This window comes from Actinoalloteichus hymeniacidonis (assembly GCF_014203365.1).
Taxonomy (GTDB): Bacteria; Actinomycetota; Actinomycetes; order Mycobacteriales; family Pseudonocardiaceae; genus Actinoalloteichus_A; species Actinoalloteichus_A hymeniacidonis.
Window position 1 is genome coordinate 2,873,985 of record NZ_JACHIS010000001.1, and the last position, 13,675, is coordinate 2,887,659.

At 68.0% G+C, this 13,675-nt stretch carries 10 protein-coding genes; 5 read left to right on the plus strand and 5 right to left on the minus strand.

Going from position 1 to position 13,675, the window contains the following annotated elements; all coding sequences use genetic code 11:
* Position 1 precedes the first annotated feature (1 nt).
* From BKA25_RS11975 to BKA25_RS11990, 4 genes are all read right to left on the minus strand, one after another.
* The gene (locus tag BKA25_RS11975) at positions 2–487 is read right to left on the minus strand and encodes a MarR family winged helix-turn-helix transcriptional regulator (RefSeq protein ID WP_216637727.1); all 486 of its coding nucleotides are present in this window, start codon (positions 485–487) and stop codon (positions 2–4) included.
* A 66-nt stretch (positions 488–553) separates the two neighbouring features.
* Positions 554–826: a hypothetical protein gene (locus BKA25_RS11980; RefSeq protein ID WP_069849805.1), complete on the minus strand. Its 273-nt coding sequence runs from the start codon at positions 824–826 to the stop codon at positions 554–556.
* A gap of 32 nt (positions 827–858) precedes the next feature.
* Positions 859–1,728 (minus strand): aldo/keto reductase, encoded by an 870-nt coding sequence (locus BKA25_RS11985; RefSeq protein ID WP_069849803.1) that lies wholly within the window; start codon positions 1,726–1,728, stop codon positions 859–861.
* Positions 1,729–1,907: 179 nt separating this feature from the next.
* Positions 1,908–4,655 (minus strand): AfsR/SARP family transcriptional regulator, encoded by a 2,748-nt coding sequence (locus BKA25_RS11990; RefSeq protein WP_157421099.1) that lies wholly within the window; start codon positions 4,653–4,655, stop codon positions 1,908–1,910.
* A 1,603-nt stretch (positions 4,656–6,258) separates the two neighbouring features.
* Between BKA25_RS11990 and BKA25_RS11995 the strand changes: the two genes are divergently transcribed.
* The 4 genes from BKA25_RS11995 to BKA25_RS12010 all read left to right on the plus strand — a co-directional run bounded on the left by BKA25_RS11995 (position 6,259) and on the right by BKA25_RS12010 (position 9,865).
* Complete coding sequence (locus BKA25_RS11995; protein WP_157421098.1) at positions 6,259–6,978, plus strand: YqeB family protein; 720 nt, start codon at positions 6,259–6,261, stop codon at positions 6,976–6,978.
* Positions 6,975–8,171: a sensor histidine kinase gene (locus BKA25_RS28375; protein WP_069849797.1), complete on the plus strand. Its 1,197-nt coding sequence runs from the start codon at positions 6,975–6,977 to the stop codon at positions 8,169–8,171. Before BKA25_RS11995 ends, BKA25_RS28375 begins: the two co-directional genes overlap by 4 nt.
* A gap of 76 nt (positions 8,172–8,247) precedes the next feature.
* Positions 8,248–8,931: a response regulator transcription factor gene (locus tag BKA25_RS12005; protein ID WP_311734469.1), complete on the plus strand. Its 684-nt coding sequence runs from the start codon at positions 8,248–8,250 to the stop codon at positions 8,929–8,931.
* Positions 8,932–9,070: 139 nt separating this feature from the next.
* A complete protein-coding gene (locus BKA25_RS12010; protein ID WP_069849795.1) occupies positions 9,071–9,865 on the plus strand; it encodes a glycoside hydrolase family 16 protein in 795 nt (264 codons plus the stop codon).
* A 46-nt stretch (positions 9,866–9,911) separates the two neighbouring features.
* Here the strand turns inward: BKA25_RS12010 and BKA25_RS12015 are convergent, their stop codons facing one another.
* Positions 9,912–10,712 carry a DeoR/GlpR family DNA-binding transcription regulator gene (locus BKA25_RS12015; RefSeq protein ID WP_069849793.1) on the minus strand — a complete coding sequence of 267 codons (801 nt, stop codon included), beginning with the start codon at positions 10,710–10,712 and terminating at the stop codon, positions 9,912–9,914.
* A gap of 289 nt (positions 10,713–11,001) precedes the next feature.
* Here BKA25_RS12015 and BKA25_RS12020 point away from each other — a divergent pair, with 289 nt between their 5' ends.
* Positions 11,002–13,554, plus strand: coding sequence for a LamG-like jellyroll fold domain-containing protein (locus BKA25_RS12020; RefSeq protein WP_375791851.1), 2,553 nt, complete (start codon positions 11,002–11,004; stop codon positions 13,552–13,554).
* Positions 13,555–13,675 lie beyond the last annotated feature (121 nt).

Below are 13,675 nucleotides of genomic sequence, written 5' to 3' on the forward strand. Positions count from 1 at the left end.
CTCAGTCCTCGGTCTCCCGGGCCCAAGCCGCCAGGCCGTCGGCGAACACCTGCCGATCCGGCCGCCCCATGCTTTGCAGGACCCGCAACAGCGGGGCCGAGCGCACCGCGACGAACTCCTCGACCGAAGGTCTGGCGGTCTCGGCCAAGGAGACCAGCACCTTACGCCGATCCCCGGGGTCCTCCCGCCGTTGCAGCAGTCCGGCTTGGCCGAGGTCGCTGACGAGTTCGCTGACGGTGGCGATCGAGACCCGCATCCGATGGGCGAGCTCGCCGACGCCCAGCGTGTGGGCCACCGTCAGCTGGCTCAGCACGGCGGCGTGCCGGGCGCTCAGGTGGTTCTTGGCGAAGACGAGGCGGAGTTCCGCAGGCATCTCGACGTGGGCATGCCGGAAATACGCCTCGAGCAGCGGCACCACACGGAGTGCCTTCTCGACCAGCTCCGCACGCGGCGCCCTCGGCGGCGAGTCGGGCCCCTCGTCGGTCACCACCCCACGGTAGTTCCGCGACGACGACGCCGCCCGCCGTGTGAGCCGCCGCTCGCGCGTGGGGCGCTACTCGCCGGGAGCGGGCAGCGCGATGATGCGGACCGGCTCGACGTGCTCGGCCAGCCACGTCACCGCGTCGGTCCCCGGCGCCACGGCCAACCCCAGGCCTCGCGTGCCCAGCGCGCCGACGATGCGGTCGGCCGCATTTCGACGCCCATTGGGACTGGCCCGCATGACCAGGGTCAGCCGTACGTCGTCCCCGGAGCCCTCCAACCGGTAGGCGGCAGGCCGGATGCCTCGTAACGCCTGGGCGACGCGCACATCCCAGTCCTCGATCACGGACGGTCCTCTCCTCGCAGCATGGGCGCCGATCAGGCCACGGAGCGCAGCAGCACGGCGTACTCGGCGTCGTCGAGATCCACCAGTGCCGCTGCGACGTTGTCCTCCAGATGAGCCACGCTGGAGGTACCGGGAATCGGCAGGATCACCGGCGAGCGCTTCAACAACCAGGCCAACGCGAGCTGCGCCGGCGTGGCGCCGTGCTCCTCGGCCACCGAGGCCAACGGTCCACCCGCCCTGGCGAGCTCACCCGTGGCCAGCGGGAACCACGGAATGAACGCCATATCGCGTGCGGAGGCGTGTTCCAACACCGGTTCGGCATCTCGGCGTGACAGGTTGTACAGGTTCTGCACCGAGACGATGGTCGCGGTCCTACTCGCCTCCTCCACCTCGGCAATCCCGACCTCGCTGAGTCCGATGTGCCGGATCTTGCCCTCCTGCTGGAGCGCGGCGAGCTCGCCGACCTGGTCGGCGAGCGGAACCGACGGGTCGATGCGATGCAGTTGCAGCAGGTCGATCCGTTCCAATCCCAGGTGACGCAGGCTCAGCTCCACCTGCTGCCGGAGATACTCCGGCCTACCGATCGGCACCCATTGGCCCGGGCCGGTCCTGGCGAAACCCGCCTTGGTGGCGATCACCAGATCGCTGGGATACGGATGCAGCGCCTTCTTGAGCAGGTGGTCGGCGACGAACGGCCCATAGGCGTCGGCGGTGTCGATGAAATTGACGCCCAGCTCGACCGCCCGGCGCAGCACCCGCACGGCCTCCTCCGGATCGCGGGACTCACCCCAGACACCGGGCCCGGGCAGCTGCATGGTGCCGTACCCCAGCCGACGGACGGGCAGGTCGCCGCCGATGGTGAAGGTGCCTGCTGCGGTGGCCGGACGATCGGAGGTGCTCATCGAGATCCCTTCGACGGTGGGGATGGGCGGACGTGTCACGCGGCGGGGGAGCAGTCCCGTGATGCGGCGGGGACGTTCCCGTCGACCGGGCGGGATTCGCAGCGCCGAGGCTACGGGAGCCTGCGACGTGTAACCCGGTGGCGGCCGGGACACGATCGAGATCATGCGGACGCCTGGCGTCAGTTGTGGCGATGCTCGCTCTCGTGGATCAACCCTCGGACGGCGCCCGCCTGTGGATCGCCCAGCTCGTCGAAGAGGGCCAGGGCTCGCCGCCGGTCGGCCTGCGCGGTCTCGACATCGCCTGCCGCATCGAGCGCCCGAGCCAGATTGACCAGGGCTCGGGCCACCGTTCGCTTGTCGCCCACCGCCTCGCTGGCGATGGCCGCGTCACGATGACAGCGGGCCGCCTCCAGATAGTCGCCGTCGTCGTACAACAGGTCGCCGAAGGTGGTCAGCGTGTACCGCAGGCTCGCCTGGTCCGCCATGGCGTGCTGGATGCGCAGCGCCTCCTCCAGACAGCCGGTGGCCTCCGTCCGGAGGCCCAGCTCGCGCAGCGTGTCGCCGAGATTGCTCAGGCAGATGCCCTCGCCCTGGCTGTCCTCGGTGGCCTTGAACAGCGGAACGGCCCGTTCGAAGCACTCCCTTGCCTCGTCGAGGCGTCGAAGGTCGATATAGGCGACCCCGACGTTGTTGAGGTTCCAGGCGAGGCTGTTGGCGTCGCCGACCTCCTCCAGGATGGACTGCGCCTGCTGGTAGGCGTTCAACGCCTCGTTGAACCGCTGAAGATCGTGGTAGGCGATGCCCAATCCCCGCCAGATGATGGCTTGACCATGGCGGTCGGCGAGCGTCGTGGCCGCCGAGAGCGCGATCCGGTGGCTGGCGAGCCAATCGTTCCAATGGCTGCGTCGATAGTGGAAGTTGAGCAACACCGCGGGCAACTGCCAGGCGATCGCCAGGAGTTTCTGGTCGGCAGAGGCACGGATGGCGGCGACCAGCCCGGCACGCTCGGCCTCGTACCACGCGAGGGCCTGTTCGTGATCGCCGAAGGTCGGTGCAGGCTGCTCGGTGAGCAGGGGTTGCAGGCGCACGGGTTGTCCGCGATGCGGCTCGACCTTGCGGCGGGCCGCCTCCGCCGCATGCAGATACCAACTTGCCAGCCGGTGCAGTGCCGACCGGCGATCGTCGTCGGACTCCTCGGCGCGGGCGCACTCCCTGGCGAAGGTCAGCAGCAGATCGTGGAGGCGATACCGGCCGGGCGTGGCCTGATGCACGAGATGCTCGTCCAGCAGGTCCTCCAACAGCGACTCCGAGTCATCCGGGTGCAGGTCGCCGAGCGCGGCCGCGGTCGCGGGCGTGACGTCGTCGCCGGGGTGCAGGCCGAGTAGCCGGAACATCCGTTGATGCCGCGCGGGCAACGCCCGGTAGGAGAGATCGAAGACGGCCTGGATGCCCACCGCTCCCGCCGAGAGCCTGGCGAGCCGACGCTCGGCGTCGTCCAAGCGGTCCGCCACGTCGCCGATGGTCCACAACGGGCGGTTGCGCAACCGCCTGGCGGCCAGCACCACCGCCAGCGGCAACCCGCCGCACAACTCGACGACCCGTCGCGCGGTCTCGGGCTCGGCCTCGGCTCGGCCGTCGCCCGCGATGCGGCCGAACAACTCGAGGGCATCCTCGACGGCCAGCACCTCCAGCGGCACCGGTCGGGTTCCGTCCAGCCCGGGGAACCGACGCCTGCTGGTGATCAGGACCAGGCAGTCGGGCGTACCGGGGAGCAGCGGTTTGATCTGTTCCTCGGAGGCAGCATTGTCCAACAGGACCAACACACGCCTGCCGACCAGCCGATCGCGATACAACACCGAGCGTGCTTCGACGCCATGCGGGATCTGCTGGCCGGGAACGCCCAGCAATCGCAGGAAACCGGCCAATACCTCGGCCGGGTCCGCCGGGGCGTGTTCCGGATCGAACCCGTGCAGGTCCGTCCACAGCTGCATCTCCTCGAATCGGCCCTGAGCGACGATCCGGTGTGCTGCGTGCACCGCCAGTCGGGTCTTGCCGACGCCTGCCATGCCCTCGATGGCGATGACGGGTGGCGCGGTGGAGCGGGACCCGCCGTGTTCCTCGACGATCCGCAGCAGCGCACCCAGCTCCATCTCTCGGCCGGTGAACTCGGTGATGTCCATCGGCAGCTGGCGGTAGGCGCGGGCGATCGAGACGGTGTCCGTGTCGGCCTCGGACTCGTCGGGGGAATCCGAGAGCAGGATCTCCTGGTGCAGACGTTGCAGTCGGGTGCCCGGCTCGATACCGAGCTCCTCGACGAGGCGTGCTCTGGCCTGCGCGAACGCCGCGAGCGCCTCGGCCTGACGCCCACCTCGATAGAAGGCGAGGATGAGTTGCGCCCACAGCTCCTCGCGGTAGGGATGCTCCAGGACCAGCGAGCGGAGCCCACCGACGACCAGGTCGGGCCGACCGAGCGCGATCCGAGCCCTGGCGTGCTGCTCCACCATGGTCAGCCGTAGGTCTTCGATTCGACTCGACTCGGTGGTCAGCAGCGTTCCGAGCACGGCGCCTTCCATCGGTCTACCGCGCCACAGGTCCAGCGCGCGCTCCGCGTGATCGGCCGCCGAGGTGAAGTCGCCGCGCTCGATGGCGGCCTCGGCCTGTCTGGCCTGGTTCTCGAACACGGTGAGGTCCAGCTCGCCATCGTGGACCGTCAGCCGATAACCGCCGGGTTCGGTGGCCAGCCGGTCGTCGGAGTCGCCCGCTGCCCGCAGCGCACGGCGCAGTCCCGCCACATAGGTGCGGATGTTGGATTCCGGCGACACGGGCGGCGTCTCCCACACCGCCTCGGCGAGATAGCCGGTACCGGCCACCTCGTTCGCTCGGAGCAGGAGCGCCGCGAGCACCGATCGTTGGCGACGACCGCCCATCGAGACCGTCTGGCCGGCGCAACGCACCTCCAGCGGCCCTAGAAGTCGAAACTCCACCTGTCACCCCGTGTTTACCGTCGGGCACTGTAGTAGATCAAACGTCGTAATCGGTGGTGGGCAGAGCATCGCGGCCGATCACGCAGTGTCACATGGTTGGAAGATCTCCGCGAGTCCTTGGGTTGATCTTCGAATCTACTCGGTATCCGTCCTGCTTTGTGCGGAATCTGTGCGCGATCTGGGCTGGATCGCGGGCAAACTGTCCGGTTGGGCCGCCGACTAGTGGCGATCCGCCAGATTTGCTCACTCTAGGTGTTGAGCAAGTCCACATCTGGCGGAATATTGCCCTGATCCTTGCTCTACCGGACCAGCAGGCTGATCTGTGCGTGATCTGTGCATGTGATTAGGGATGATCGAGGCACGGAAGAAGGAACGTCCACGACTCCGCTGACGCTCGACGAAGCTGGCTGTGCCGGTCTGCCCACACCGGCGCACCCGCATATTCGTCGGCGCAGCGGGATGAGGAGCGAACCAACGACCGTCGAGTTCGCCGCCGTCGGTACTCGCAGCGCCGCAGGCACCCCTGCCGCCCGTGCTCGTCGGAGGCGTTCCCCGATCGGTGACCGAGATGGAGAACGGAGCAGAGATCGTGTGCAGTCCCACGGCGTGCTGTCCGGGTGCCCGGACGGCGCACCCAACGCCGCGTGACTTCGATGGCCGAAGCGGCCCAGGTCCTCTCGTCGAGAACGAGCGACCGAGGTATGCCGGTCCTCCGTCTGTCCGTCCCGGTGTAGTAGAGCGTGAACAATTCGCATCCGGTTGTCACCGAAACAGCCGCCGACTCGCTCCGGTGGCCAGCGGATTGCGAATAGGTCCGGCTCGGCGTCGCAGTGGAACACGGTACGAGAGAAGTGTGGTTATTCGTTCGTTGTCAGCGTAGGAGTCGAAGGGGGTAGGCACGTCGACTTCTTCGCCGAATCGGTGTCGCGTCCCTGTCTCCCGGGTCTGAGGGGTGTCGGGAGCCAGGGTGCGACCGCCGGAGCATGCCCGGGATGGGTGGTGCGGAAATCGTGATACCGGAGCGACGGTATTGATCCCTGTATCGGATCGTTATCCCGCGAAGCGGTCCGAATCGCACTATCCGGCCCGGCGGCTGCGGGTATGGATTTAAGGTGCGGGAACATTCTCGGGCTGTTTAGTGTCCGCTCCGGTGGTCCGGCCCGTGGTTCTCGTTTATATGTGGGTTGTCTGTCGTAGTTGAAACCTTTATTTCATATTGAATGTTTTTCGCCCTAACAAGAAGAGAGAGGTGAGTTCATCATGCCGGTACAGCACCGCCCCGCCGTATCCGACGTCGGCGAGTTCTCCTGGTCCGCGCTCGCGAATTGAGTGCATTCCCGGCCCCGGCGGGTGGTGGGAGTCCACCTGCCGGGGCCATATCTCTTCGGAGCCCATGAGTGGGGTATCGGGCGAACGGTAGACGAAAGTAGGTACCGGCTCGTCGATCTCTCGACCTTCGGCGACTGGTCGCGGCGCGGACCGAACTCTAGCGTTCGAACAAGCAGGAAGTTCGACGCCAAGCCGCAGGGACCGGAGCCGACCGACGATGCCCCCCACAGACCCCGCCATGCCCGGCCACGATCGAGGCTCGGTGCCGACCGTACTGGGGTTGGCACCTGGGATCTCTCGGCTGCTCTTCTTCGGCGGACCGGCCCTGGGATTGATCCTGGGCTCCCAGCTGCCCAACTTGCTCGACTGGGCCACCGCGCAGCGTTGGCTACCACTGCCGGGGCCGCTCACCCTCCTTGCGGAGCTCGAGGGCCCCTGGCCTGTCATCGGCTGCGCGTCGGCCTGCGCGCTCGGCGCCGTGGCCATCGCGTTCATCGCCGTCCATGAATCGCTACGCCTGCGTATCAGCGCCGACGAGATCCACCTCGAGCGGGAGGGACGGGGTCGCACCGTCGGCCGGTCCGAGGTGGATTCGGTGTTCCTCGATGGGAAACACCTGGTGGTCCTCGACCACGAATCGCGCCAGGTGATCCGCGAGCCGTACGACGAGCATCCCGCCACACTGGCTCGGACATTCCGTGCCCACGGTTATCCGTGGCGAGACGAGGACCCGCACGCCGCATTGTTCCGCCGTTGGGTTCGAGACACCCCGGAGCTGTCCTCGGCCGTCAACGCCGTGCTCGCCGCGAGGGAGATCGTGCTGGAGAAGAAGGCAGGCCGCGACGCCGACGAACTGCGCGTCGAGTCGGCTCGACTCGGTGTCGTGGTCCGAGATGACGGTGTCCGGCAGTATTGGCGGCCGTTGGTGCACTCGTGACCGCGGATCGCCGCAGCCGCCGGGAGTGGCTCTTCGACATCCGGGGTGTCGTCTTCGGACTGATGCTGGGCTTGCTGCTCATGGTGGAAGCGGCCGCGTCGGGCACCGTCGTACCCACTCGCACCGTGGAATACGGGGTCTTCATCGGGCTCGGCTGTGTCGCGTGTCTGTTGTTGTGGTGGCGTCGCCCAGCGCCGCTGGCGATCGCGGCCACCACGATGGTCCTCGGACTGGTCTCGCCTTTCGCGGGAGCCGCAGGCCTGATCGCCCTGTTCACCCTGGCGGTGGTGCGACGCTGGCAGCAGGCGACGGCGATCGCACTGGTCAGTCTGCTGCTCGCCGTGCCGCTCGCCGTGCGCTACCCGGACCCCGAACTGGGTGTGGTGGGCACCAACATGCTGAACGTATTGCTGTTGGCAGTGGTTCTCTTCGGCGGCATGGTGATCCGAGCCCGACGCGAGTTGGTGCTCTCCCTGCGCGAGCGTGCGGTCCGGGCCGAATCGGAGGCCGACCTGCGCGCCGAACGAGCCCGCAGCCTGGAGCGCGAGCGGATCGCGCGCGAGATGCACGATGTGCTGGCCCATCGCATCTCCCTCGTGAGTCTGCATGCCGGTGCCCTGGAGGTTCGGCGCGATCTGTCCGCCGAGGAGGTCGCCGGTGCCGCGGCCACCATCCGAGCCAGCGCGTATCAGGCGATGCGGGACCTGCGTGAGCTGCTCGGCGTGCTGCGAGCGGGAGACGGGGACCCGGGCCTGCGGCCGCCGCCGAGCCTGGCCGAACTCGGGGATCTGGTGGCGGAGAACCGGACGGCGGGGATCCGGGTCGAGTTCACGGATCGCCTTCCCGACGGATTCGAACCCGCCGCATCGGTGCAGCGCACCGCGTACCGGGTAGTGCAGGAAGGTCTGACCAACAGCAGGCGGCATGCGCCCGGCGCGAGGGTGTGCATCCTGGTGGAGCGCCTAGGGGCGGACCTGCATGTCCGGCTGCGCAGCATGCTCGAGGAGAGGCGGCCGCCGACCACCGGAGATGATGCTGTGCCCGTCGTCGACCCCGCCGGTTCGGGAACCGGGCTGGTGGGATTGACCGAGCGAGTCGAATTGGTCGGCGGTCGGATCGACCATGGCATCCGCCGTGTCGACAACGCCGACCTCGTCTTCGATCTGGAAGTCTGGCTGCCGTGCTCGAACTGATCCACTTCCCCGTCGCAACCGGCTGTCGGCGGACGCTCGCTTCCAGGCGCCGTTCGGGTGGTCCACGGTGATCCGGGTGCTGATCGCGGACGACGATGCCCTGGTCCGTTCCGGGCTCACCATGATGCTCGGTGGGGGCGAGGGCATCGAGGTGGTGGCCCAGGCCGCCGACGGACTCGATGCCCTCGACGCGGTGCGAAGGCTGCAACCCGACGTGGTGCTGATGGACATCCGGATGCCCCGAATGGATGGGCTGGCTGCGACCGAGGAGCTGCGCTCGTCCGGTGCCACCCCGGCGATCATCGTGCTCACCACCTTCGACACCGACGAACACGTGATGCGAGCCCTACGCCTGGGAGCGAACGGCTTCCTCCTCAAGGACACCCCGCCTCGCCGCATCATCGAAGCGGTCCGGCGGGTCGCGGTGGGCGAGACGATGCTGTCGCCCGCCGTCACCGACCGGTTGATCGGGCACGTCGTGGCCGGTACCGGCGAGCGAGCAGGCAGCCGGACCGACACCGAGGACACCGACGAGCGACGCAGGCGGCGTCTCCGGGCGCGAACGGCACTGAATGTGCTGACCGATCGGGAACGCGAGGTCGCCGAGGCCATCGGCGCGGGCCGCTCCAACGCGGAGATCGCGGCGCGGCTGCACGTCACCGTGGCCACCGTCAAGGCGTACGTCTCCCGGGTACTGGCGAAACTCGAGTGTGCCAACCGGGTTCAGATCGCGATCGTGGTCCACGAGTCCCGGGACTGAACCGACTTGCGCGTCGAGGCCTGCTGCCGCGCCGGATTGGGCCGGGCAGCGGTTGTCCGCAGGCGAGTGGATACGTGATCGTGGAGCCACGCCGCCGCGTCCGTTCGAGTGTTGTCCACTGCGACGACGGAGGTTCGAGATGCGTATCAGAGTCGGGCTGCTCGCGCTGGTCCTGGCTATCCCGCTGACCGGCGCGGCCGCCGGTCCACCGGTCGCCGACGCCGCGTGGGAACACGTGGTGAGCGGGTCCTTCGGCGACTACGCCACGTTGGAATCGGAGTGGGACTACGGGTATCCGTGGGGCTCCGACCACAATGGTTCCGCCCGCATGTACGGCAGCCCCACCGACCACAACCACGTGTGGCTGGACAACGGCGTGCTGAACCTGAAGGCCACCCGTATCGACTGGGACGAGGGCAACAGCAGCGCCGATCCGTTCCTGCCGATCCGCTATCACTCCGGTGCGGTCCACGCCAAGGACCACATCGTCGTCAACGATCGGTACCCGTCCTACGAGGTGCGTGGCGAGTTCCAGGCACCCTCGACCCGGGGTACCTGGCCCGCGTTCTGGCTGACCGGCGTCAACAGCTGGCCACCGGAAAGCGACATCCTGGAGTACAAGGGCGATGCCAGGAACTGGTTCAACACCTTCCGGAGCCCCTCGGATGTCTCCAGCACCATCGTCGGAGTCTCCTCGCCCGGCGACTGGCACGAGTACCGGGCGTGGATCACCAAGGTCAACGCCACCGACGTCGATATCCACTACTACCTCGATGGACAGTGGGTCGCCCAGCACCGCGCGGCAGGCTTCGTGAACCAGCCGCTCTGGGTGATCATCAACCTCCAGATGGAGGGATCCTCGGGCTCGCCGGGACCGACGACGGACACGCACTACCGCGCCCGGGACGTCTACATCGGGCGTAGCGCCGCCTGACTCCGCGCGTCCCGCGACTGCTCCGAACGGAGGAGATCGAGCGCTGCTAGTCCTCGGTCTCCTCCAACTCGGTCGGTGCCGTGGTCACCCGCAACTCGCCGACCGACTCGCGCAGGAACTGCTCGGCCGGATTGGGCAGTTGATCGTCGGTGATCAGCACGTCGGCTTGGTCCAATCGGGCGATGGTGCTGATTCCGACGGTGCCCCATTTGGTGTGATCGGCCAGTACGACCAGCCGCCTACCCGCCGCGATCAGTGCCCGGTCGGTGTCGGCCTCCAACAGATTGGGCGTGGTGAAGCCGGCCTGGGAGTCCATCCCGTGGACACCGAGGAACACGACATCCAGATGCAGCATCTGCAGGGTCGACACCGCGACCGGCCCCACGAGCGCATCCGAGGGCGTGCGAACGCCGCCGGTCAGCACGACGTTGGGCGTGGTGGGCCCGGATCCGTGCAGCACACCCGCGATCCGCATCGAGTTCGTCACCACGGTGAGGTCCGGGATGTCCCAGAGCAGCTGGGCCAACGTCCAGGTGGTGGTCCCGGCGGAGAGCCCGATGGCCGATCCCGGGCTGACCAGGCTGGCGGCCTCGGCGGCGATCGCCTTCTTCTCCGAGGTCTGGCGGACCCATTTGGCCTCGAAGCCGGGTTCCTCCGTGCTGGGCGCACGCCGGACCGTCGCACCGCCGTGCACCTTGTCCAGCCGGTGATGGGCGGCGAGTAGGTCGAGGTCGCGCCGGATGGTCATGTCGGAGACGTTGAGCAGCTGTGACAGCTCGCTGACTCGCACCGCGCCACGCCGTTGGACCTCTTCGAGAATGTGTGCCTGCCTCTCGGCTGCGAGCACGGCGTGTCCTTCCTCGCTTGGCTCGCCGATCCGGTTTCCTCGGCTCGGCGTTGGACATCAGTCAAGCACGTTGCTGGGCACTGTTGATCGAGAGTGTGTGTTTCCACGGCGACTTGGCCAGGTTTCTGTTGATTTCTGATCGAGATTGATGACGAACGTTGACATCCGTTCGTCACCTGTGTGAAATGGATCACGCGCCCGAGTGAGGTGGGCGTGAACTCGACGTTCCCTAGTCCGTTCGCGTGCAGCCCTGAACTGCCGCACCGGCCACCGAGAAGGGTGCTCGACCGTGATCTCTTCCATCCCACCGAACCGACGGCGTAGACGCCGACGTCTCGCCACGCCCGGAGCGCTGTTTCTGTCCGCCCTGCTGGCGACGGCCTTCGTCTCTCCCGTCGCATCGGCCCAGGAATCCGAGGGCTGGGAGATGGCAGAACCCCGAATGACCACCCCGTGGACCCATGAGGTGTCGCCGGACAACGCGCTGCCGGAGTACCCGAGGCCGCAGCTCACCAGGCGGGACTGGGAGAACCTCAACGGAGTGTGGGAGTTCGCCGCCGCCGCTGAGGGCGAACAACCGCCCTTCGGGCAGACGCTGGACGAGCGGATCCTGGTGCCCTACCCGACCGAGTCGGCGCTCTCCGGGATCGAGCGACACGAGGACCGCATGTGGTATCGGCGCACCTTCGAGGTGCCCAACGGCTGGCGGGTCGGCTCCTCGAACGCGCTGAAGCTCCACTTCGGCGCGGTGGACTACGACGCGGTCGTCTACGTCAACGGCCAAGAGGTCGTCACGCACCGGGGCGGCTTCGGCGCCTTCTCCGCCGATGTCACCGACGCGTTGACCGCCGACGGTCCACAGGAGATCGTCGTCGGGGTCGAGGACCTCACCGACGCGACCTGGCAGCCCGTCGGCAAGCAGCGCCTGGTTCCGGACGAGGGCATCTTCTACGAGGGCGCCTCGGGAATCTGGCAGACCGTCTGGATGGAGCCCGTCCCGGTCGGCCACGTCGAGACGCTCGACATGGTCCCCGACCTCGACTCGTCCACGCTCGGCCTCACCGTGCAGACCGGCGGTGACGTCGAAGGGCTCACCGTCGAGGCGACCGTGCTCGACGGCAGCCGCCGGGTCAGCCGCACCCAGGGCGCGGCGGGCGAACCGATCGACCTCCCGGTACCCGACACCAAGACGTGGTCCCCGGACTCGCCGTTCCTCTACGACCTCGAGGTGGTCCTCAAGGACGGCAACCGCCCGGTCGACCGGGTGTCCTCCTACTTCGGCATGCGTGAGATCGGCATGGCCGAGGGCGAGGACGGTCGACTGAGGATGACCCTCAACGGCGAGATCCTCTTCCACATGTCCACCCTGGACCAGGGGTACTGGCCGGACGGCATCTACACCGCGCCCACCGACGAGGCGCTGGCCTTCGACCTCGAACAGCACAAGGTCCTCGGCTTCAACACCGTCCGCAAGCACATCAAGACCGAACCCGACCGCTGGTACTACCACGCCGACCGGCTGGGCCTGCTCGTGTGGCAGGACATGCCGTCGATGCGGACCGGCGGTAGGCCGCCCGCCGAGGCAGGCGAGCAGTTCGAGGTCGAACTGGAAGAACTGGTCGAGCAGAAGAAGAACTGGACCTCCATCATCGGCTGGGTTCCGTTCAACGAGGGCTGGGGCGAATGGGACCGGGACGCCACCGGCCGGATCGCCGACGAGGTCAAGGCCCAGGACCCGACCCGGCTGGTCAACGCCCACAGTGGCGTGAACTGCTGTGACTCGCTGGGCGACTCCGGTCGCGGCGACGTCATCGACTGGCACGCCTACGTCGGCCCCGCCCTGCCGACCCCGGACGCGACCCGGGTGTCCATGGACGGCGAGCACGGGGGCTTCGGCCTCGAGGTCGAGGGCCACATGTGGTTCGGCGACGGCCACGCCTACGAGATGACCCCGGACAAGGAGACCCTCACCCGGCGGTACGTCGAGAACCAGCAGGATGTTCTCGAAGGAGCGGCCAGTTGTGCGATCAGCGGCGCGATCTACACCCAGATCACCGATGTCGAACACGAGGTCAACGGGTTCTTCACCTATGACCGCCAGGTGGAGAAGATGGACTTCGCCCAGGTGCGGGCCATCAACGAGGAGATCATCCGTTCCGCGGACGGCACCGGCACCGGGGGCGGCGAGCCGAACCCCGGCACGCCGGGACTGGACGGCGTCAACGCCTACAAGTTCGACGAGGGCAGCGGGGACACCGTCGCCGACGCCATCGGCGACGCGAACGCGACGCTGACGGGCGCCGAGTGGACCGAGGGCGTCGAGGGTGGTGCGGTGGCGTTCTCGGGCGCGGGCCAAGCCGACACCGGCTCCTCGCTGATCGACACCTCCGGTAGCTACAGCGTGTCCGCCTGGGTGAAGTTGGACGAGGCCGACGGTGGATTCCAGACCGTCGTCAGCCAGGACAGCGGCCGCGACAGCGCCTTCTTCCTCCAGTACTCCGGAGTGGACCAGGCGTGGGCGATGAGCTTCAGCGGTCTACGCGCCGCCGGGTCCGAGCCGGTCGAACCGGGTCGCTGGTACCACCTGACCGGTGTTCGCGACGTGCAGGCGGGCACCCTCGACCTGTACGTCGACGGAGTGAAGGCCGCGAGTCAGAACGCCTGCTCGGCACCGGAGTCCACCGGCAACACCGTGATCGGCCGCGCCGAGTACGGCGGTCAGCAGGTCGACCACCTGCGGGGTGCCGTCGACGATGCCCGCGTCTTCGACCGGGCGCTGTCGGAGTCCGAGGTAGCCGAGCTGGCCGCCACGGCCGCCGTCGGTACCGAGGAGAAGCGCTGATCGATTCCGCTCTCCGCCCGTCGGGGCCCGATGGCCCCGGCGGGCGGAGCGGTCGGCTGCACCGCTGCCCGCCTCCCTCGGTGGGATCGACCGAGTATCCCCGTGGATTGCGTCCCGAACG